Here is a 22,113-nt window from a genome sequence, read left to right on the forward strand (position 1 = left end):
TCTTCTGTCAACGACTTTTTTAAGAAAAGTTGAAAGTTTTGGATAACGACTTGTTGCGAGGGGATGGGTTTCGGAATGAAATTGGTGCGGTTACGGATGCCAAACGTACGAGCAAGGCCAGTTCAGAGCAGGAAACATGCTCCTAGGATGGGTTAGAGCGCATCCCTGTTTGCGCAGACGAAAGAACGTGCGGTTTTCGAAGTACATGCAAAGAAAGAGAGGATTTCATGACTAAAATTGCAAAATTTTCGATGGTAGGAAGTGCGGTGGCGCTGCTTTTGGCGTCGTTGATTGCAATGGCCGGCTGCTCAAACGATACCAATGCCGCAACGAATTCGGACAACGCTGCTCCCGCGAACAACTCGGCGGCAAGCGACAACGCTGCAAATCAAATGGGCGACGGCAGCAGCTTGGCCGAAGGAACGGTTTTGAAGGTGTCGAACGGATGGGTTGCGTATTCCAACGGCGACATGCTGGTGCTTTTGGATTCGAGCGCCGACGCTCAGTATCAGTGGACGTCCGACGTGAGCGGCGATTCGGTGCTGAAGGACACGGATGCGGATCTGCCGTCTTCTACGTACTACGACCAAAACGCGAACGACGTGATAGGCTCTGCGGGCATGCACGTGTTCGGGTTTATGGCTGACCAGCAGAACAACGGCGAGTCGACCATAACGTTCAAGCTGGCGAACGCGACCGATTCCGCCGATGTGAATACAACCATCGTTGTAAAGGCGACGGTAGAGAGTGGCGCGTTTTCTGCTGTGAGCGTGCAGCAGTAATTCAGTTGGTCGTAAGGCTGGGGGAGGTGCGCGCGGCGCTCGCTCCCTCGGCCTTGTTACGCTAGATGCTCAAGTCTCGGCGGTTGAATACGCCAATCGCAAGGGCGAACAGGGCGATGCCGAGGGCAAGCAGGATTGCCGACCCTGCGTAAGCGGAAGCATCGCTTGTCGCCAAGCCGTAGCTGTCGAACATCGCAAGCGGGTTGACCTTGTCCAGAAAGGCCAGCTTGTCGCCTACCTTCGCCACCATTTGCATCAAGAAGAACGCAATGCCCGCTCCGCCGCCAACCCACAGCGCCGCTCCTGCGTTCGAGAAGGCGCAGGCTGAGAAGAAGCACATGCCCGCCAAGAACGTCCACAGGCAGAACAGCCCGACGTTCGCGCGGAACAGCCCTGGAATGTCCAGGTCTCCCGGGAACATAAGCTCCGCGCAGGCAATTTCTGCAGCTGTCGTGAGCACCATGAGCAGGGCCAGAACAATCATCATGGCCCCTGCAAGCGTAAGCGCGACGCGCACACGACTGTTGGGGGTGGCCAGCAGGTAGCTCATGGTGCCGCGGTCCAGGTAACGCACCATAAGCTTGTTTGCCATAATGAGGATCAGGACGAACGGGAACACGGTCAGCAGGAACCCGTACAGGTAGTTCAGCATGAAGTCGAGCAGCGTGGTCGCTTGCGTTCCCATGCCGAAGGCGGCGAACAGCTCCGGCATGCTGTCCATCATCATGTTCAGGCTTTCGCCTAAGCTGGGATCGAACATCATGACGATACAGGCTATGTACATCCCTAAAACCGCGAAGATGATAATCGCCACGAACGCGTTCGACTTCAGCTCCTTCGCCAGCAGCGTGCTATTCATGGACGCCTCCCTTCAACTGAGCGCCGTACAGGTGCAGGAACAGCTCTTCGAGCGTTTGCTCCCGCGCAGACAGATCCTGCACGGGGTAGGCGGCCAGATCTTTCACGAACAGGTCCATGTTTCCGGTGACGGCGATCTCTGCTGTAGAACCGCCGATCGCGCGCGCCTCGGGGTGGGCTGTTAGGTAGCGCGCGCGGGCCTCCGGTTGGGCGAAGGTGATTGCGAACATGCGCTTGCGGTTCTTTTGCACGTCGCCCATGCGCTCGACTGCAACAATTCTTCCGCCGCGGATGAAGGCGACCCGATCACACGTGCGCTCAACTTCTTCAAACAGGTGCGACGACAAAAAGACGGTGGTGCCGCGGCTTTTCTCGTCAAGCACCAGGTCGATAAACCGGTTTTGCATGAGAGGGTCAAGGCCGCTGGTGGGCTCGTCAAGCAGCACGATGTCGGGTTTCGCCATGAACGCGCATACCAGCCCCACTTTTTGTTTGGTTCCTTTCGACATTTTGCGAATCTTGCGCGTAGGATCAAGCTCGAAATAGTCGATCAGTTCGTGCATGCGCATCATTGAATCCACGTGCTTCATACGCGCCATGAAGTTGAGAAACGCGCTGCCGGTCATATCGTCCATGCATGCGATTTCTCCTGGCAGATAGCCAAGCCGGTTTTGGATTTTGGCTCGATCTTGAAAGCAGCGCAGCCCCGCAATGGTCGCCGTGCCACTGTCGGGCTTGATAAAGCCCATGAGATTGCGCATGGTAACGGTTTTCCCTGCGCCGTTGGGACCCAGGAACCCGAACACCTCGCCTCGTTCGACCGAGAACGTTACATCGAAGGCGCCGCGTCCCTCCCCGTAGTCTTTCGTGAGCGCCTGCAGCTCGATAATCGCCTGACTGCCTGTCATACGTACTCCTTTTTGTAAGACCAGGTGCGCAGCATGTCGCACCAACGATGCATCTCGGTCATCATGTCGTCCATGTCAAGCCGCTTTTTCAGGGCTTGTTGCTGGTGTAGGTAGCCGTCGGCAAGCCATATCAGCAGGTTGACAACGTAGCGCGGGTCTACATCATCGCGAAACTTGTCGAAATTCACGTTTTTGAAATACGCAGCGAACATGAGGTCGATTTGGTTTTGCGTCCAGTTCTCCATGGTGTCCTTGACGTCTTTGTGCTCGGGGTAGAAAGCGTGGATGGAGAATTCGAGCGCGTAGGGGAACTTGGAGAGGACTGCGCATTTTCGTTGCCCTGCGTAGATGAACAGGTCGAAGAAGTCGTCAATGGCGTAGAATTCATCATCGACTACCAGGTGCGATACTTTTTCCATCAAGTATTCCATCAGGTAAAGGTAAAGCTCTTTTTTGTTTTTGAAGTAGAAGAACAGCAGGCCTTTGGAGATGCCCGCTTTGCGCGCGATGCTTTCGGTGGAGGCGTTTTTGTAGTCGTTTCGCCCGAATGCTTCAACGGCGGCGTTCACGATGGCTTCCTGCCGTTCTGCGGGCAGTCGTTCGAACTTCTCCAAATTGCCGTGCTTGTTGACCATGGCGTCTCCTCTTGCTTGACCGGGCGGTCAACCTCATACGGTCCATGCTACGGCATTGACTATTTTTTTGAAGCCCCTTGAGGGGAAATCTTACGGAAGGGTTTCCGAGCAGGAGAATACGCGCTGCTTGCGGGTGACAAGGCGCTTTACAAAGTCCGTGGCGGGGCTGCGTAGAATTTCGCACGGGGAGGCACATTGAACGGCCTGCCCGCGCTCCATGACGAGCACGCGATCTCCTAGCGCAAGGGCTTCGTCTATATCGTGCGTGACGAACAGTATCGTGATGCCCGTTTGGTCGTGAATCTGTTTAACCTCGTCTTGCAGGGCGGTTCGCGTGATGGCGTCGACGGCGCTGAAAGGTTCGTCTGCAAGAAGAATGTCGGGACTTGCGGCCAATGCGCGCGCCATGCCCACGCGCTGGGCCTGGCCACCGGACAATTCAGAAGGATAGCGGTCTTTGATTTGAGGTGAAAGTCCAATGATGCTCATCCATTTGTCCACCGCGGCTTCGGTTCTTCGACGATCCCCCCGATTCAGCAAGCGCGGAACGTATGCGATATTCTGCTCGACAGTCAAATGGGGAAACAGAACGCTTCCTTGGATCGCGTAGCCTATGTTTCGTCGGAGTTCGATGGGATTGAGGTCGGCGGTGGACTTGCCGTGGATCAAAATGCTCCCCTCGTCCGGCATGGCCAGGGCATTGACCATTTTGAGCAGCGTGGTCTTGCCGCATCCAGAGCTGCCTATGATGGTGACGAAGCTTCCCTGTTCGATGGAGAGGCTTACCTGGTCGACGGCTCGCGTGCTGCCGAACTGCTTTGAAACGTCGTTGAATTCAATTGCGATCATAGGAGTCCTTTCTGAGCAAGGAACGCATCAGCAACGTCTTTCGGCTCACGACCTTGGGTTTCCACTTGGTTGTTCATGCGCGCCATGTCGACGTCCGAAATAAGGCCCCGCATCTTTTCGAGCACGGCTTTCAGTTCGGGATGGGCGTCTAGCGTATCTACGCGCACGACGCTCCCGCATAGATACGTGGGATAGAACCCCTTGTCGTCTTGCAGCACGACAAGCCGGTCGTCGGCTGCTTGACCGTCGGTTGTGGAGATGGCGATAGCATCTACGCGCCCTTCGAACAGCGCACGGTACTTTAAGCTGATGTCCATATCGCGCGTGCTTCCGAAGTTCATCCCGTAAGCTTTTTGCAGGCCGGGGTAGCCATCTTGCCGGTCGAAGAAGTCGGGTTCAGCGCCCAGTGCAAGGCTTTCCGCTGCGCGTGCAAGGTCGGAATACGTGTGCAGGTTGTATTGTTGGGCGACTTGCTTGCTTACCGCAAGCCCGAAGGTGTTGTTGAAACCGTACAGGCCTACCCAGGTGAGGTTCAGGCGGTCTTGGTATTCCTGCTGCATCGTGTCGAACATGGATTCGTCGTACGTGCTGTCATGCTTGAGCACGGCGTTCCATCCGGTGCCGGTGTATTCGGGGTACAGATCGAAATCACCCTTTTCCATGCCGGGTTGAATGTTGGAGGTGCCTCCGCCTATGCCCTGCGTAAGCTCAACGGAAAGGTCGGTGTCGTGCTCTATCAGCGTGTTCAGCATCTCTCCGAGAATGTACTGTTCGGTCATGGGCTTTGTGGCTATGCGGATAACGCCGCTTTTACCCTCGTTCGTCATTGGTCCGAAGGGACTCGGGCCCTGTTCCATGGCAACGATGCCGCACGCGGCTATCAACGCGGCAACGGTCAGGCATATTCCCAGCCGCCAGCCACTGCGTTGTGCGTTGCGTGGTTCCAAATGCCGTCGCGCGCGCTTCTCGATCAGTCCCAGCAGCAGGTCTACCGTGATGGCCAGCAAGGCGATGAGCGCGCTGCCCGCTACGGTCATTTCCAGGTTGTTCGTGGTGATGCCGCGGTAAATGGCAACTCCAAGCCCTCCGGCTCCTATGAAGCTGGCGATACCGGCCAAAGCGATGGTCATGGTTGTTGTGGTTCGAATGCCGCTTACGATGACGGGCGCGGCCAAAGGCAGTTCGATGCGGTAGAGCAGTTGTCCGTTGGTTGACCCCATGCCGCGTGCGGTTTCCGTTATGGCAGGGTCGATGCTGGTGAGGCCGGTGTAGGTGTTGCGCACCATGGGGAGGAGCGCGTAGATGCTCAGGGCTGCGATGGCGGTTGTGTTTCCGATTCCGGTAACGGGGATCAAAAAGCCAAACAAGGCAATGGATGGAATGGTGTAGATGAAGTTCACCAGCGCAAGAACGGGTTTCGCGCCGCGTCTCCATTGTGCGATGGCCATGCCGATTGAAAGGCCGATGATAACTGCAAGGAACACGGCCACGCAGGATATTCCGATATGCTGGATCAAAAGCTCGAAGAACCAAGATCTTTTTTCCACGAGCAGGGAAAGCGTCGATTCGATCAAGCGGTCGACCTCGCTTTCAAACGAGAATTGCAGAAAAAGAAAGGCAACGAGGGCCTGGACCTCTCGTTGCCTATTCTAGCTGCTTTACTGACGGAGCTCGCGTAAGTCCGACGTGCGTTGCCCGTCTGTTTCTCTGCGCGCCCTGTTAGCTTGTCGCATTTCCGGAAGGCGCTGGGCTGGTTGCCTTCTGGAACGTGACCGTGACGTTGACGTTGCCCTTCACGTTGGTGAGCGTGAAGGTTCCGCCCGATGCCGGCACGTCGTCGATGCCGCGCACCGATGCGACTTCGTATCCTGCGTCAGGCGTGATTTTGATGGTTACCTGTCCGCCCTCTTCGACCGACGTGACGTCCGACGTAACGGAGCCGCCGCCGTTGGAATTGATTGCCACCGAGTACGACTTCTTGTCGGGACCCTTGCTCAGGGTGAGCGCGACCATGCCGTTTTCCTGCAGCTTAGAGCCAGCGGCCGGGGTTTGGGCAAGCACGGTTCCCTCGGGCTTGTCGCTGGCCTGATACGTGTAGTTGTTCGTGTCGACCAGCAGACCCAAGTTGTTGAGCGTGGCCACCGCGTCGCCGCGCATCATGCCCACCACATTGGGAACCTCGATACCTTCAGAGCCCAAAGACAGGTAGTAGGTGATGGTGGTTCCCTTTGCAACCTGCGTTCCCGGAGCAACGTCCTGGCGCACAATGTGGTCCTTCTCGACCTTGTCGGAGTACTCGGCAGTTCCGGCAGAGTATTTCAGGCCGTTTGCCGTCAGTTCCTTTTTCGCCTGATCAGCGGTCTTTCCGGTCAAGTCGGGCACGGTGATTTCCTGGGTTCCCTTGGATATGCCCAGAGTGATCTTGGTGTCCTTTTTCTGCTTGGTGCCGCCGCGCGGATCTTGGCTGACCACCTTACCGGCTTCCACCTTTTCGTTGAAGGACTCTTCCGTGACGATGTTGGTGAATCCGGCTTGCGTCAACGTTGCCGTTGCCTGGTCGGCGCTCTGCCCCACTACGTCGGGAAGCGGGATGGCGTCCTTGTCGTTGCTGCCGCCGCCGGACATGAGCGCAAATGCTACGCCGCCCACTATGGCAAGTGCGGCGATGATGCCGATCACGATGGCGATGGTCTTCTTGTTGCTCTTCTTGCCGTTGCCATCGTCCGAACGATAAGAACGCGCGGGCGAAACCGGTGCAGCCGGGTTCACGCCGCCGACGCCGCCCATGGCAGGCATGACGGCCGTTCCGTCAACTGCAGCCGGTCCGATAGGGGGCACCACGCCGCCCATGACCGACGTCTGCGCGCTGGTGAAGCCCTCGCCCAGATTGACGGGACGTCCGGCCAGGTAGTCGTTCAGCGCCAGGCGCATGTCCTTGGACGTGGCGAAGCGGTCGGCCGGGTTCTTGGCCATAGCCTTCATGATGATGGCTTCGAGCGCCGGGTCGATGTCGGGGTTGATCTCGTGCGGCGGCGCGGGCAGATCGTTGACCTGCTTCATGGCCACGCTTACAGCGTCGGGGCCGTCGAAGGGCAAGCGCCCGGTGGCCGACTCGTACAGCACGATGCCCAGGGAGTAGATGTCGCTGGTGGCGGTCAGGTCTTTGCCTTGCGCCTGCTCGGGGGAGATGTAGTGAGCCGTGCCCAGCACGCTGGACGTCTGCGTTTTCACGGAGTTCTTCGCACGCGCGATGCCGAAGTCCATCACCTTCACGTTGCCGTCGGGCTGGACCATGATGTTTTGCGGCTTGATGTCGCGATGGATGATGTCAAGCCCGTGCGCAACCGAAAGCGCTTGGCATACCTGCGATCCGATTTCCGCCACTTTGCGCTGGTTGATGGCGCCGCGCTCGTTGATAGCGGTCTTCAAGTCGGATCCGCGCACGAATTCCATGACGATATAGTAGGTGCCTTCGTCGTGGCCCCAGTCGTACACGTTCACGATGTAGGGGCTTTGCAGGTTGGCGGCAGCGGCGGCTTCTTGCTTGAATCGTTGGGTGAAGCTGGGATCCGCGGCGTACTGCGGGAGCATCACCTTGACGGCAACCAAGCGGCCGAGCACGTTGTCCTGCGCGCGGTACACTTCGGCCATGCCGCCGATGCCGATGCGCTCGGTTATTTGGTAGCGGTTGTTGAACACCCTGCCAATCATGTTTCCGGTCACGTTTTAGCTCCTTTAGGTCACATGCTGGGTATGCGCCATGTCAAAGTCATGATACAGCGCACCAGCATATCTTATCTACAAAAGCCCCTGAACTTCTAGAGCGGTTTTCAACACATTCTGCGCTTTTTCGGTTGCGATGCCCTCTTCGCCGTCCTCGATGATGATGGACACCACGACGCGCGGATTATCGGCGGGCGCCATGCCGACGAACCAGCTGTCGTTGCTGTTGGCCTTCTCCGCCGTGCCCGTTTTGCCCGCCACCTGCACGCCGTTGATAGCGGCGGCGGTGCCCGTTCCGTTGTTCACGACGCCGATCAGCACGTCTTTCACGCGGTTGGCGGTTTCCTTGCTGACCGCCTGCATGAGCTTGGAAGGGTTGGCGGTGAAGCTGCGCTCGCCGTTGGCGTTGTAGATGCCGTCGACTAGGTACGGCTGCATGATGCCCCCGTCGTTCGCGATGGCCGAACCCACCATCGCCATTTCGAGCACGGTGGCGTTCGGGCCGGCAAAGTCCATGGGCTCACCGGCAGCGGCCCAGGCCAGGTTCCACTTGTTGTTGTTCAGCTCTTCGGGCGTAGGCATCAGGGACGTTTTAAGGCCGATGGCGAAGTCGATGTCTTTGCCGAAGCCGAACTTCTCGGCGCCGGCTACAAGGCGCTCTCCGCCGATTTGCAGGCCCAGCTGGCCGAACGCCGTGTTCGAGGACAGCTCCATGGCTCGTGCCAACGTGATGTTGCCGTAGTCGTTGTGGTTGAAGTTCGATATGGTGCCCGTGGTTCCCTCCACCGTCATGGTGCCCGGCGCGGAGTACACGGTTTCCTCGCTGGCGACATCGTCTTCCAGCGCAGTGGCAAGCGTTACGATCTTGAACGTGGATCCCGGTGCGTACAGCGCGTGCGCAGCGCGGTTGACAAGGGAGCTGTCGCCGCTTGCTTGTCCCGACCCGGCTGCTTCCAGAAGCGTTTCCACGTCGGCGGCGTTGTACGTGGGGGCGGAGGCCATGGCCAGTACGGCCCCGGTTTCCGGGTCCATGACCACAACGGCGCCCTTGCGTCCCGCCAGAACGTCTTGGGCTGCTTGCTGAATCTTGGAGTTCAGCGTGAGCGTGACGTCGTTGCCCGCGGACCCCACGCCCGCCAGCGAATTCAGCACGTCGGTCCACGAGGCAAAGTTCTGCTGGCCCTTGAGGGCGTCGTTGTACGCAGCTTCAATACCGGAATTGCCGAACCTCGAAGACGAATAGCCCACCACGTGGCTGGCTAAATCGCCCGCAGGGTACGAGCGGCTGTACGTGCCGTCGGGGTTGATGGCGCTTTGCGCCAGGATGATGCCGTCGTAGGTTGAAATGGTGCCGCGCTCGCTTCGCGATTCCTTGGCCAGCGTGTGGTTGTTGCCCGGCATGTTCTGGTAATAGTCTGCCTGCACCACCATGATAAGCGTGAGGTTGGCTACCAGCAGCGCGAACAAGGCCGAGCACAGCAGCATGGTGTGCGTCAGCCGCTTGCCTAGCGATACGCGCCCCAGCACGCTGTTCGCGTGGAGCGTTCCCGTGGCGCTGACAACTTCCGCGCCGACGCCGGTTCCTTCGTCGCCGCAGCGCAGCAGGAAGCCTACGGCGATGAAGCTTGCCAGCAGTGACGATCCGCCCTGGCTGATGAAGGGCAGCGTGAGGCCCGTAAGCGGAATGAGCCTTGTCACGCCGCCCACGATGATGAATGCCTGCAGCACGATCATGGTGGTAAGGCCCACGGCCACGAACGAGCTGACGTCGCTCTTCGCGCGCGCTGCCGTGACAAAGCCGCGCACTGCGAAGCACAGGAACAGCAACAATACGCCCGCCGCACCCAGCAAGCCGATCTCCTCGGCGATGGCGGCGAAGATGAAGTCGCTTTCCACCACGGGGATCTGGTCGGCAAGGCCGCGTCCCAAGCCTGTTCCGAACAATCCGCCGTCAGCGATGGAGTAGATGGATTGCACCAGCTGGTAACCCGTGTTCTGCGCATCGGAGAAGGGGTCGAGCCACGTGTTCACACGCACCTGCACGTGCCCGAATGCCAGATAGGCGCCAACGCCGCCGATGGCGATCAGCCCCAAGCCTATGAACAGGTAGAACTTCTTTCCCGTGGCCACGTACAACATGACCAGAAACAGGAAGAAGAATACGAGCGCGCTGCCCAGGTCCTTCTCGAATACGACCACCAGAAGCGACACGCCCCACATGAGCAAAAGCGGCAGCAGCGTGCGCACGTCGGGCAGGTTGAACGGGCCCAGGCGCCAGGTGAACACGCTGAGCATCTCGCGGTTTTGAGCCAGGTATCCGGCCAAGAACAACACGATGACGATTTTGGCGATCTCGCCGGGCTGGAATGAGAAGCCGCCGATATGAAGCCAGATTCGGCTGCCGTAGATTTCTTGCCCCAAGCCAGGGATCAGCGGCGAAAGAAGCAGCAGGAAGCCGAAGATCATCAGGGTGTATTTGTAGTTCACAACCTTGTCGAGGTTGCGGATAAACGCCAGCACCAGCACCATGGCCGCTACGCCCACGAACAGCCATACAACCTGGTTGACGGCAAGATCGGGCGCCAGTCGCGTGACGAACGCAATGCCGATGCCCGAAAGCGCGAACGAAATGGGCAGAAGTGCTGGGTCGGCGCCGGGCGCGAATTTGCGCACGGCGATGTGCGCGATCACGAAGGCGACGAAAATGCCAGCAGGGACGCCCAGCGTGGTCATGTCGAGCGCAAGCCCCTGGTTGATCGCGATCATGGCGAACAGCAGCACCACAAGCGGTGCTGCCACGCATAGGAGTATCAGTTCTAGGTTGCGCCTGGTCATGCGGTACCGCCTTGCGAGTTGGCGGGAGCCGGGGGATTCGCGTCATGCGCGCCGTCTGCGTTGGCTCCTTCGGCAGGCGATTCCTTTTTGCCTTCTTCGGCGTTCTTGCGCTCGGCGGCTTCGGCCTCGTATTCCTTGACCAGTTCTTCCGCCGCCTCGACGGAGTCCACGCGTATGCCGGCGTCGAGCCGGTTCGCCGTTCCCGGTTGCAGGTCGCTTACGGGAACGTCAGTGGTTCGTTCGTGTTGCGAGAACGAGAATCCCAGCACGCTGCCGGGAATGCCACGATAGATGGCAACCTTGCCATTGTCGTTCATCAGGTAGGCGGTCGTGTTCAGGTACGTGCTGGTTCCCCAGGCCGTACCTGCGATGATGGCTGCGAACAGCACGAGGATCACGGCAATGGAAAGCTTCGTCTTGAACGCCATCTTCCTGCGCCGTGCTTCCGCAAAGCCGGTAACGTCTGCCACGATAACGGTCACGTTGTCGTGGCCTCCGGCGGCTATGGCCTCGTTGACCAGTTGCGACGCGCATCGCTGGGGGTCTTGCACGCGACAGAGCGTGCGCTCTATGGCTTCGTCGCGGACCATGCCGGACAGGCCGTCGGAGCACACGAGCAGTCGGTCTCCGGTTTCCACGTTGATCTCGTAGATGTCGGGGTGCAGGTTCGGGTCGCTGCCCAGCGCGCGCGTGATAACGGAGCGCTGCGGGTGGCAGCGTGCTTCTTCGGGCGTAAGCTGGCCCGCTTCTATCATGTCGGCCATCAGGCTGTGGTCGCGCGTGAGCTGCTGCAGCTTTCCTTGATGCAGCAGGTAGGCGCGCGAGTCGCCCACCTGGGCGATGACCAATCGCTCGCCTTCCAGCATAGCCGCCGTCATGGTGGTTCCCATGCCCTCGCGTCCTCGCCCGTCGTGCGACGCGCGAATGACCTCGCGGTTCGCGTCTACGACGGCCTGCGCGAGCGCTTCGCCGTCCGGATGCTCCGGCGCGCGTTCCGCCAGCACGTTCACGGCAATTTCCGAGGCTATCTCGCCTGCGGCGTGCCCGCCCATGCCGTCGGCAACGGCGAACAGCGGCGGTGCCACGATCAGGCTGTCTTCGTTATGGTCGCGCAAGCAGCCGATGTCGGTTCGGCTGCCGAAGGGCGTGACTGCGCCGCGACGGGTGCGCGGAGTGGATCGATACGAGCGTTTTTCAGCCATTAGGCAAACCTTACGCGAATGGCGACGTCGCCCACGTTGACCACGTCGTTGTTCTTAAGAGCGGCAGGCTCGGCTATGAGCTGCCCGTTCACGGCTGTGCCGTTCGTGGACCCCAGATCCTCAACGAACAGGTTCTGCCCCATCAGGCTGAACCGTGCGTGGCGTCCGGAAACGTATCCGGCGCCTACTACGATATCGGCTCCAGGGCTGCGGCCCACGATGACCGGGCCGCGCACGACGATGGATACGCCGCGCAGCTCTTTCGGCCCTCGTTCAACCGAGAGATTCCACGTGCGTTCTTTTTTGCGTTGTCCGCGTACAACTCCGATGCCCGTCTTCATGATGGCGAACAGGAACAAATACAGCAGTGCGACGAACAGCAGACGGATGATGAGCAGTACGACGTCGATCACGGGTTAACCTTTCCGTTGCGTTCAGGCTTGGGTGAACACGAAGTTCGTCATGCCGATGGTGATGCGGTCTCCTTCGGATAGCGGGTGGGAGGCGATTTCGCGCCCGTTGACGAAGGTTCCGTTCGTGGATCCCAGATCGGTGAGCACCCATACGCCCTGCTGGTCGAGGCGCAGCTCGGCGTGCGTGCGCGAGGCGTTGATGTCGTGGACGGAGATGTCATTTTTCGATTCGCGTCCGATGAGCAGGCGCGAGGATGCTAGGTCGTACGCGCGGTTGTTGGCCTCGTCGATCAAGCGCGCGCGCACGGCGGCCCGCGCGGGGACGGGGCTGGCTGCCTGCTGCCCGCCGGCGAACACGACGGTGTCGGCGGCTACGGCGCCGTGCGGCGCTGCGGCTGCTGCTGCGGCCATGCCGGCACCTGCGGCAGCTCCCACGGCGCCGCCCATGCTGGCGTTCGCCACGTCGAAGGGATCGACCACGCGCGGCGCGCGGCTTGCGGCGGGAGCGTCGCGGGACTCGTCGAAGTCGCGGCTGTCGAAGGTGTACTCGCCGTAATCGATGGATCGGTCGATCTCGTCTTCGGGAACGTAGGGAAGCTGACCTCCCTGGTTGTACGCGTCGTACTGGCCGGGCGCGTCGAAGCCGCCCATGGGCGCGTTGGGGTTTTCGTATCCTGCGTACGCAGGGGCCGGCGCCGGAGCTTGCGCGTACGGCTGCTGATAGCCGCCCTGATAGCCGGGCGCACCGTAGCCGCCTTGCGGCGCAGCGTAGCCCATCGGCGCTCCGGCAAGCCCGTAGCGCTGCATCTCTTCTTGACGCAGCTGCGCGATGATGGGCGCGGCCACCGCCTCGGCGATGATGTCGAACTTGCCGTGCTTGAGGCCGTCGTCCACGATGAAGCGCACAAGCGGCTGCCCGTCCATGACCAGCCCCTGCTCCGCCGCTTTGGCTGCCAAGTACGTTTCCGTTTCTCCTGCCAAAGTGGGGTAGTATCCGAACAGGCGACGATCGTCGTCGGGGTTGACCAGCACCGTGTAGAGGGTTGGCGCGAACTGCTTGCCGGCGCCTACCATCTTTTCGCGCCTCATCTGCTTTTCGGCCTTTTTCGCAATCTGGACCGGCGAGATGGGGGAGTTCGCCATGCGGTCGGCTGCGCCCTCGAACGTGTCTTCCATCTTGCCTTCGAATCTCGAAAGAAAGCCCATCATGTCTCCTTTATCGCATGCGCGGCTGCTTCTTCGCTGCGGTCGCGCGCGGCATTTCGTGCGGTACGGTGCGGTGCGCGACCGTTCGCATGGTTGAGGTTCGCGTTTGAGCGACCTTGGCTGTCGTGCGTTTTTGTATACGACTATGCAATGCTCCATCTTGCCATAAACGCAGGAAGCCCGCCTTATGTTTTACGCAATCGTCATTATATTCCCGATGCGGGAGGGCGGCAGAATCGTCGGCTTGGGCGGCGCGGCGGGACGGCCTGGACGGCGGCTGGGGTTGCAGTTCGACGTGCGCCCTCTAGCGATAATGCGCGAAGTAACGCCTACTCGCGCGGCTCCCGGCCTTCCCCGATCATGGCGAGCAGCTCCTGCTGGTTGTGGATGTTCAGCTTTCGGTAGATATGCGAGATGTGCGTTTTCGCCGTGCTCTTGGAGATGTACAGCTGATCCTGGATATAGGCAGCGTTGTATCCTTTTGCCAGCATGAACATGACTTCCGTTTCGCGTCGAGAGAGCAGGTAGCGATTGGCTATCTCCTCGCACTGACCGCGGAACCAGCCGCTTTTGCGAGACCCTTCGTCAAGCGGCAATACGTCGGCTGCCGCTTTTTGCGATCCGGCTTTTCTCCGGGGATCTCCAGAAGCGATGGAAGGGGGGTTCTCTGATTTGCTCTTTGCGCTGTCGAGGATTGGGCTGGTTTCAGCGGCCTTGTTGCTTGTTTTCTCGCTCTGGTTTTCGATGTGCGCTTGTTCGTTCTGAAGATTCATGGATGCGATGGCTTTGCTGAAAGAGGCGTTCGTGGGGCCAATGGCATGCTTGATATCGCGTACGCGCGGGAGCAACGCGTACGCTAGCACCATGGTGAACATGACGACGACGGCGCCGCTGTTTTCTCCAAACGGCGTGAGCGCGTCTAGGAGGTGAGGGTCTGCGACTAGAAGAGATCCTACAAGAGATCCCAAAGCTAGGCATCCGCGTCCGACTCCGAACACGAAAATAGGGGACAAGCGAAACTCCTGAGCCAACTCTCCGAAAAACACCCACATGAGCGATTCGAAGCACATGTAGCCTGTCAGCAGGACAAGCGGGGGCACCATGCTGTTATCCAGAGCGAGCGATGGTAAAAAGAACAGAGTGACGGCAATGAAGGGAACGATGGGCCTGAAAAGGAAATCCCAATGACTTCTTTTATCAATCGAGAATACGGTTATAAGAAGCAGAATCGTAGCCGCCCCTCCGGCGAATAGCGCTAACAACTGCGTTGTGAGATCGGATGATGGCAAGATGATTTGCGTGGAAACGGATCGCAAGGCGCCCAGCGCGAATCCAAACAGGAGTACAGGAAAACTGAGGCGCAGGGAAAACGGAACCTTCTTGACGGGTAGTGGGTTGAATATTGGAACGGCATGCCGGATGGCATAGCTTTCGGGTGTAAGTTGCCAGAGCAGCGGGAGCTCCAATAAAGGCAGGCAGGCGGTAAGCGCTCCGGAGTACGGTGCGGGAACGATGTGCAGGACGAGAGAGTATATGGCAACGGCGATAACGGTGGACACCGCCGTGTTCACGACGATAGACGCCGAGCTGTCGCGCGAGTAGGCGACACCCCAAAAGATGAGCATGAACGCGGATCCGATCCCGGTTGCAACTCCAGCGAACGCTGTTGCCGCTATGCCGATTATTCCGGGAGCGAAAGCTGCGAACACGGAGAGCGTTCCGATAAAGGTAAGCGCCGCTGCAACGATCATGGTCTGCTTTCGCGTGTATGTGCGAAGGAATTTTTGGTCCGTTGCCGCAGCGGTGAAAAGCGTTGCGGCAAACACGATGATGGATATCAGGAACACAAACGTAACCGAGGGGATGGAGTCGCCGTTTTGGGCGGTGCCTCCCCCTGTTTGAAAAATCGTAGTAGTCCCAAACATGGCGGAATACACCCATGCTTGGTGGATGCCTAATCCTAGCGATAAGCCGCTTAGCTCGCCTTGAGTACCTAGGCCTCGGTCGTCGTTAACCGTAATGCTGACGCGCGGAAAAGACAAAGCCATGAGACTCTCCCCGTATCCCCCAGAGTTGTTTTTGAATCGGCCCGTTTCCTTCTCCATTTGCGCGTAGGCGCATGCGGTGTTTCCCGATGCGTTGGATAGGGGAAATGGGTCACGCCCTCAGATGTTTCGCGGCTCAATCATCGGTGGGTTCAATATAAACGAAAACAGATCGTCGTTCAAATGCAGAATATTAGGTCTACAAGCGCCATCTGGGGTTATATGGGGTGGTGAGATTGAAGAATGATAAAAATCAACCTCTCGGAACGATAGGGTCCATTTGAAAATTGCCCCCATGATTCGATGCTCTGCATCCTTCGATGCCTAGTATTTGCGGCGTCGGTTTCTTTTGACAAGGATTGATAGGGGGTTGGCCAGGCTGCGCTCTTTCAGCTTGGCTATCCGAAGGAGAATCGTGGAAAGGGGGACGTGCGCGGTCGTTTCTTCCGGCTGCTGCGTATTCTTATGGGTGATTCGAGGGCCGATACGGGGCGGAACTCAAAACTGCGGAAGCCTCAATAATTTGCGAATACTGAAGCGTCTGTAGTTTCCCATCAATGCGCTGCTGCCGTCTTGCTATCGCGTAGAGGGTGAACTTAATTTTTGCAATTTGGCCGATATGGCCGAATTGCAACAGTGTTTACTTTCCTTCAGAGGGGGTTTTGATGGATAAAAAAGAATTTACCATCTCAGAAGTCATAGACTCCATCGGCATCAGTTTGCACACGTGGGTCGTGTTCGTGCTGCTCGCCTTTGCTATGATCTTCGATGGTTATGACTTCATGATCGTCAATTCGACCAACCTGTTCGTTGCTCATACATTCTGGCCGGAAGATGCGGCTCCCGGAGCACTTATGGGGTCTCTAACCACGTGGGGCTTGCTCGGCATGGTTATCGGCGGCGCTGTCGGCGGTATTATGTCCGATAAGATTGGTCGCAAGAAGACGTTGATTGCCGCCGTTATGTTTTACGGGCTGTTCACCTTGCCTCAGGCATTTGCGAATGATCTGGCGTTCTTCGCCGCGTTCCGCCTGATCGCCGGATTTGGCGTTGGTTCCTGCATTCCCGTTGTGACCACGGTGTTCTCCGAGAGCATGCCGTCCAAGCAACGCGGTATCTTTGTTACGTTCGGTATGGCCTTCATGGTCGTCGGCTGGGTTTTGGCTGGTTTGATTGCCAATCCTATCTGCAACGCAGCTACGCCGCTTTTGGGCGAATTCACCAACCAGGTGACCTATGCTCTGGCTGATGGCGGTACGGCTACCATGTACGCCAACTGGCGTATCTGCTACCTGATCGGCGGCATCCCTCTGATCTACGGCATCATTCTCATCTTTACCATGCACGAGACTCCGCACTGGTACGCTAACTCGGGTAACAAGGAGAAGGCATGCGAGCGCCTGACCCAGATCGAGCAGGCAACGCGTCACTCTTCTCACACTTACGATCCCGCTTTGCTGATCGTTCCTCCGAAGCCTGCCAAGACTGGCCCTTCGGTTCTGTTCTCGAGCAAGTTCATCGTGGCAACCTGCGCTATCTGGTCTGCTTACTTCGTCGGCCAGTTCTGCGTGTACGGCATGAACGCCTGGATTCCCACTTGGTTCGTGGGTCTTGGCTATTCGCAGGCCGACAGCGTTGCCCTTCAGACGTGGAACAACGTGGCGGCTATTGCTTCGAACATCGCCGTTGGTTTCGTTTCTGACAAGGTTGGCCGTAAGCGCAACCTCGCTGGGTCGTGGCTGTTCTGCATCGTCGCTATCATTTTGTGCTCCATCTTCGTTGCTCCGAACAATATGGGTTTGTGCATCGCGCTTATGCTGCTGTTCGGTTTTGCGCTCAACTATGCCATCACCGCTGTTCAGCCGTTGATGCCCGAGAGCTATCCCACCGCCATCCGCAATACTGGTACTTCTTGGTGCCAGGCATTCGCCCGCTTCGGCGGTTCGGCGTCCTCCATCGTTCTCGGCGGTATTGCCGGTATGGCCATGTTCCAGACTGCTGCCGGCAATACAAACTGGTCGACGGTGGTTCTCGTGCTTATTGTCCCGTTTGCCCTGGGCTTCATCTGCACGGTTTTGTTCGTTAAGGAAACAGCTGGCAAGTCTATGGATGCGTTGGCGGAAGAGGAAGACAAGCTTGGCAACTCCGAGAGCGACGGTATGATGCGCTTCGGCGTTATGCTGGTAATCGTTGCTATTTTGGCTGTGCTGTGCATCGTTTGCCCCCTGGTGGTTCCCGGATGGTCCAAGCAGCCGTACGCACTGCCTCTCATGGCTGTCGGCCTGCTTCTTCCCTTCCTGTACTTCTTCGTGTTCGGTGGCGCTCAGCTGGCTAAGAACAAGAAGAAGTAGCATGGATCTTTCGCGACGCGACCGTCTCCCCTTGACGGCTTAGCCGTCCGACGTGTGGCTTCGCAACGTGTTTTGTTACGCAAGAAGCCCTCGCCCTTCGATGAAGGAGCGAGGGCTTCTTTTTTGCTCGGCTTGATCAGTGCTTCCGGACAGCTGTCCGGGTCTCTCCCGGTTTGCTTGGCGTTGGTGGTCTTGTGTGCCTACTTGGCGTCTTCAGCGAGGCTCTTAGCTTCCTCAGGGGCCTTCTCGAGCTCTTGTAGCTGTTCGTAGGTAAGGCCTCGCCCTTCAAACATCCATCGCTTGAGCTTCTGGGCTTTCGACGCATTGGGGTCTTTCAAGCTTTCGCTCTTTCCTTTGTATTCTTCCTTGATGCCCATGGCCACGATGGCTGCCGTCGCTATGCGCAGCTTGGCGACGTCGCTCGTTTTGATTTCGTAGCATGCCCCACGGTTTTTGAAGTCGACTAGGCGGACGTGGCCTTCCTGCTTCGAGGTGTCTTCGTTGGTGAAGTGGAAAGGGGGGTTGGATAGGCTTCCTTTGACCAGCCAGCGCAGGCCCTCTATGTAATAGTCCTTGAACACTCGCAAGGTATGGAACGCATACTCCCATCGCTCAAGTTGCAAATAGTACGTAAGCGTTTGCGCGTCCGGCTTGATACGCCCCATCTCGCCGCCCATTCGTCCAAATATGGTCACTTTGTCGCGTTCGCTGGACCAATCTCCCTTGAAGCTGAGAAACGTGTCCCCGTCTTCGTACCAGACGTCGAAATCCTCGTGACGGGCCAGTGCGTCCGCGGGCAGATAGACTCGATTGTTCTTTTTCACCAGGGCCTCCTCAGGGGTGTTTGGGTCTGCCGCGATTATAGCGTACCTAAGCCCGTTCGCGCGTCGACCACCAAAAGCAAGAAATGTAAAAAATGGCTTATTATCAGGTGAAACAGAGTCATATCGTACTTGTCTCAAACGAAAATCAACCTCTCGGACCGATGGTATTCACACCAAAATTGTCCTTGTGATTCGATATGCAATTTGCGGAACTACCTATTCTGAAATCACCGGATACGTTGGTGCTTGCAATGGCCGAAGCCGGTATTGGCAAGTCATTGGCACGGTGGCGAAATCCCCGTTTTGCATCGTGCATGACATACGTTGGAGTGGTCGGCGACGGCACGTTGCTGCGGTTGCCGATCAAATGAGGAACGGAGGCTTCCCTTATGTGTTTTAGACCAGCAGATGCGTCCGGCGGCGACGGGATGAACAAGTGCCCCGAGTGCGGTAAGACCATCCAGATGATGGCGGGCGTTACTTTGAAAAAGTGCCCGTTCTGCAAGTGCGATTTCACGCCGTACATCAATGGCGAAAAGCCGCTTCCCGGTGCAGGCGCCCCTGCAGCCCCTGCAGCCCCTGGTGCCCCCAAGGCTCCCGGTGCCCCCAAGCCTCCCACCGCTTAAGGCGAACAGTACTTGGCGATGCCCGTTGGGGATGGGCATCCTTCAGATTTGAAAGCCCGGGGAGGGGGTGATCGCCGAGTAGCTTATGTTTTGGTTTTCTCGCCGCAAGGCGGAAAAAGTTTCTTCAGTATGCGAGTGACGAGCTCAGAAAGAAGGAAAACATGGCATACGGTAAACAGTGGCAAACCGTAATGGAGGATGGGACGGTTGTAACCCGTAGCAATACGTGGTCGCCTCCGGGAAGCCATCCCGTAGGGTACGGCGTCAAGGTTGTTACCAAGGACGGCGAGCTGATCCGCATCGAGGGCGATGACGACAACCCCATCACCACCGGTCGCGTGAACGCAATGAACCTTGCTCTTCGCGAGTACACGTACGCTCCGTCGCGTATCATCCACCCGATGAAGCGCGATTATGCCGATCGCGGCAAGGACAAGTGGGTTCAGACCACGTGGGACGAGGCTCTGGATACCATTTGCGAGAAGGTTCGTTATTTCCAGGAGACGTATGGTCCCGAGTCGATCGTGTGCTTCGGCGGTACTGGTCGCGAGGCCTGCATCTTCTACTATGCGCTGACCTTCTCCGTTCTGCAGTCGCCCAACTGCTGCTACACGCAGTCCGGTTGGTCCTGCTACGGTCCGCGCTGCTCCATTTCCGACTACGTTTTGGGTGCTGGCTATCCCGAGCTCGACTATGCCGGCCATCTGCCTGGCAGCTACCAGGATCCGCGTTACGAAGTGCCGAAGTACATTGTTGTTTGGGGTAAAGAACCTCTTCCGTCCAACGGCGACGGCTTCTTCGGCCACTGCCTGGTCGACCTCATGAAGCTTGGCACCAAGATTATCTCCATCGACCCCCGTATCACGTGGGTGGGCGCTCATGACGGCAACATCAACCTGCAGGTTCGTCCTCAGACGGACACCGCTCTTGCTTTGGCCATCATGAACCTCATGTTCGAGAACGACGAGTACGATCACGAGTTCGCTGAGAAGTGGATCTACGGCTTGGACGAGATCAAAGAGCGTGCTGCTGAGTACCCCGTCGACAAGGTTGCCGAGATCACCACGGTTCCCGCCGAGGATATCAAGCGCGTTGCGCACATTATCGGTACCGAGCGTCCTGTCGGTTGGGCATGGGGTCTGGCGTTCGATCAGAACAAGAACGGCGTGCAGCTGTCCCAGGCGTTCATCATTCTTGCCGCTCTGGCTGGCTCGATCGACCGCCCCGGTGGCCTGACGCTTGGTCCTCCGTCTGCTCTGCTTGGCAAGTGGCGTATGGAGCAGCGTGGCGCTATGGAAGACTCTGTGTGGGAGAAGCGCATCGGTGCTGCTGCATGGCCGGGTCTGTCCACCGGCATGGCTACCACGCAGCCCGACGAGACGCTGAACACCATGGAATCCGACGAGCCCTATGCTCTGAAGATGGGTTGGTTCAACAGCTCCAATTTCCTGACTCCGACCTGCTCCGCTCAGCCGAAGCGTTGGCATAAGGCTCTGCAAAAGCTCGAGTTCGTGGTCGTTCAGGACCTCACCATGACCCCGACGGCTATGGCCGTGGGCGACTACTTCTTGCCGATGGCAACGTGGGCCGAGCACAACGGCATCGTTCTGACGCACTATGGCCGCAACACCGTGTTCATGGGCCCCATGAACAAGGCTCTGCAGGTTGGCGAGTGCAAGTCCGACGTCGAGATCTGCCTCATGTTTGGTCAGCGCCTCAACCCGAGCTGGTGGCCGTGGTACAAGCCTGCTGACGGCAAGTCCCTCGACCTCGATGCTCTGGCAACGGCTGTCGAGGACTTCTACAGCGATCAGCTGAAGGAGCTTGGCTTCGACTGGAAGACCTTCCAGGAGCTTGGCCTGTATCAGCCCGGCGCTCATGGCTTCGAGTACGAGAAGTACGAGAAGGGTCTGCTCCGCTTCGACGGCGAGCCCGGCTTCAACACCATTACCGGCCAGATCGAAGCCTACTCGATTCTGTACGAATCCTGGGGCGAGGACCCGCTGCCGTACTACGAAGAGCCGAACTACAGCCCGATCAGCAAGCCTGAGTTTGCCGGTCAGTATCCGCTGATTTCTACGTCTGGCTCTCGTCGTTACAGCTCGTTCCACTCCGAGCATCGTCACGTGCCGTCTTTGCGTCAGATCGATCCGTGGCCGTGGGTGCAGCTCAACCCGCAGACCGCCGAGGAATACGGCATCACCGATGGCGACTGGTGCGAGGTTTACAACATGTTCGGCGAGGCTCGCTTCAAGGCCGAGGTTACTCCGGTCATCAAGCCCGGTATCCTGAACTGCGCTCATGGCTGGTGGTTCCCCGAGCAGGATGGCGAAGAGCCCAACCTGTTCGGCGTTTGGAAGTCCAACTTCAACAGTCTGGTTCCGCACTTCAATGTTGGTAAGCTTGGCTTCGGTGCTCCTTACAAGGGCGTCATGTGCAACGTTCGTCGCGTCCGTAGCCTTGACCAGGACTAACAAGAAAGGAAGTGACACCAATGGCAGATCAGAAATACGCTTTGCTCGTTGATTACACCTATTTCTCTGGCAATCATGCCGCTGAGATTGCCTGCAAGGAAGAGCTCGGCCTTCCTCTCGATCAGTTCGGCATCAAGGAAGTCGAAGTTGGTCCGTTCAAGAAGGGCGAGGGCAATGACGGCGACGCTTGGGAATGGTTCTACATCCCGTGCCCGACGTCCATCTTCTCCGAGCATTGGGGAACGGGCGGCGATAAGGCCGGCCAGCGCCCGATGGCTGTGCAGGTAGAAGAGTCTGCTTCCATGTACTACGGTACGCTTGAGGAGATGCAGGCCAAGATGGCTGAGTTCGACCGCCCGATGGTGCTGTTCCAGCTCTAAGC

General features: G+C 58.2%; 17 protein-coding genes. 5 read left to right on the forward strand and 12 right to left on the reverse strand.

From position 1 onward, the window contains the following. Positions 1-227: 227 nt before the first annotated feature. On the forward strand, positions 228-782 hold the full coding sequence (locus tag ACMNI9_RS02425) for a protease inhibitor I42 family protein (protein ID WP_225749642.1): 555 nt from the start codon (positions 228-230) through the stop codon (positions 780-782). Positions 783-843: 61 nt separating this feature from the next. On the opposite strand, the gene ACMNI9_RS02430 is transcribed toward ACMNI9_RS02425, so the two are convergent. The 11 genes from ACMNI9_RS02430 to ACMNI9_RS02480 form a co-directional block, all read right to left on the reverse strand. Then, positions 844-1,641 (reverse strand): ABC transporter permease subunit, encoded by a 798-nt coding sequence (locus tag ACMNI9_RS02430; RefSeq protein WP_418830720.1) that lies wholly within the window; start codon positions 1,639-1,641, stop codon positions 844-846. After that, the gene (locus tag ACMNI9_RS02435; protein WP_216529295.1) at positions 1,634-2,548 is read right to left on the reverse strand and encodes an ABC transporter ATP-binding protein; all 915 of its coding nucleotides are present in this window, start codon (positions 2,546-2,548) and stop codon (positions 1,634-1,636) included. Before ACMNI9_RS02435 ends, ACMNI9_RS02430 begins: the two co-directional genes overlap by 8 nt. After that, positions 2,545-3,183, reverse strand: a complete 639-nt coding sequence (locus tag ACMNI9_RS02440) for a TetR/AcrR family transcriptional regulator (protein WP_216529296.1) — start codon at positions 3,181-3,183, stop codon at positions 2,545-2,547. The genes ACMNI9_RS02435 and ACMNI9_RS02440 overlap by 4 nt, the downstream gene beginning before the upstream one ends. 90 nt (positions 3,184-3,273) lie before the next feature. After that, positions 3,274-4,032, reverse strand: a complete 759-nt coding sequence (locus ACMNI9_RS02445; protein ID WP_216529297.1) for an ABC transporter ATP-binding protein — start codon at positions 4,030-4,032, stop codon at positions 3,274-3,276. Beyond that, positions 4,029-5,606 carry a glycine betaine ABC transporter substrate-binding protein gene (locus ACMNI9_RS02450; protein WP_418830723.1) on the reverse strand — a complete coding sequence of 526 codons (1,578 nt, stop codon included), beginning with the start codon at positions 5,604-5,606 and terminating at the stop codon, positions 4,029-4,031. Before ACMNI9_RS02450 ends, ACMNI9_RS02445 begins: the two co-directional genes overlap by 4 nt. A 145-nt stretch (positions 5,607-5,751) precedes the next feature. Further along, positions 5,752-7,743 carry a Stk1 family PASTA domain-containing Ser/Thr kinase gene (pknB, locus tag ACMNI9_RS02455; protein WP_114567968.1) on the reverse strand — a complete coding sequence of 664 codons (1,992 nt, stop codon included), beginning with the start codon at positions 7,741-7,743 and terminating at the stop codon, positions 5,752-5,754. An 87-nt stretch (positions 7,744-7,830) separates the two neighbouring features. Then, a complete protein-coding gene (locus ACMNI9_RS02460) occupies positions 7,831-10,590 on the reverse strand; it encodes an FtsW/RodA/SpoVE family cell cycle protein (protein WP_216529299.1) in 2,760 nt (919 codons plus the stop codon). Further along, positions 10,587-11,792 carry a Stp1/IreP family PP2C-type Ser/Thr phosphatase gene (locus ACMNI9_RS02465; protein WP_216529300.1) on the reverse strand — a complete coding sequence of 402 codons (1,206 nt, stop codon included), beginning with the start codon at positions 11,790-11,792 and terminating at the stop codon, positions 10,587-10,589. Before ACMNI9_RS02465 ends, ACMNI9_RS02460 begins: the two co-directional genes overlap by 4 nt. Next, on the reverse strand, positions 11,792-12,205 hold the full coding sequence (locus ACMNI9_RS02470; protein WP_123193062.1) for an FHA domain-containing protein: 414 nt from the start codon (positions 12,203-12,205) through the stop codon (positions 11,792-11,794). Before ACMNI9_RS02470 ends, ACMNI9_RS02465 begins: the two co-directional genes overlap by 1 nt. Before the next feature lie 21 nt (positions 12,206-12,226). Further along, complete coding sequence (locus ACMNI9_RS02475) at positions 12,227-13,414, reverse strand: FhaA domain-containing protein (protein WP_231088176.1); 1,188 nt, start codon at positions 13,412-13,414, stop codon at positions 12,227-12,229. 326 nt (positions 13,415-13,740) lie between these two features. Continuing rightward, positions 13,741-15,336, reverse strand: a complete 1,596-nt coding sequence (locus ACMNI9_RS02480; protein WP_225749637.1) for a response regulator transcription factor — start codon at positions 15,334-15,336, stop codon at positions 13,741-13,743. Positions 15,337-16,121: 785 nt separating this feature from the next. Here ACMNI9_RS02480 and ACMNI9_RS02485 point away from each other — a divergent pair. Then, on the forward strand, positions 16,122-17,807 hold the full coding sequence (locus ACMNI9_RS02485) for an MFS transporter (protein WP_216529302.1): 1,686 nt from the start codon (positions 16,122-16,124) through the stop codon (positions 17,805-17,807). A 200-nt stretch (positions 17,808-18,007) separates the two neighbouring features. Here the strand turns inward: ACMNI9_RS02485 and ACMNI9_RS02490 are convergent, their stop codons facing one another. Then, on the reverse strand, positions 18,008-18,631 hold the full coding sequence (locus ACMNI9_RS02490; protein WP_216529303.1) for a hypothetical protein: 624 nt from the start codon (positions 18,629-18,631) through the stop codon (positions 18,008-18,010). Between the two features lie 389 nt (positions 18,632-19,020). On the opposite strand from ACMNI9_RS02490, the gene ACMNI9_RS02495 reads away from it, so the two are divergent. The 3 genes from ACMNI9_RS02495 to ACMNI9_RS02505 all read left to right on the forward strand — a co-directional run bounded on the left by ACMNI9_RS02495 (position 19,021) and on the right by ACMNI9_RS02505 (position 22,111). Further along, complete coding sequence (locus tag ACMNI9_RS02495) at positions 19,021-19,257, forward strand: hypothetical protein (protein ID WP_418830726.1); 237 nt, start codon at positions 19,021-19,023, stop codon at positions 19,255-19,257. Positions 19,258-19,418: 161 nt separating this feature from the next. Then, positions 19,419-21,731: a molybdopterin-dependent oxidoreductase gene (locus tag ACMNI9_RS02500; protein ID WP_216529304.1), complete on the forward strand. Its 2,313-nt coding sequence runs from the start codon at positions 19,419-19,421 to the stop codon at positions 21,729-21,731. Positions 21,732-21,751: 20 nt separating this feature from the next. Continuing rightward, positions 21,752-22,111 carry an oxidoreductase gene (locus tag ACMNI9_RS02505; RefSeq protein ID WP_114566735.1) on the forward strand — a complete coding sequence of 120 codons (360 nt, stop codon included), beginning with the start codon at positions 21,752-21,754 and terminating at the stop codon, positions 22,109-22,111. Positions 22,112-22,113 lie beyond the last annotated feature (2 nt).

The sequence above is a fragment of the Paraeggerthella sp. genome, from assembly GCF_048427265.1.
Classification (GTDB): Bacteria; Actinomycetota; Coriobacteriia; order Coriobacteriales; family Eggerthellaceae; genus Paraeggerthella; species Paraeggerthella hominis.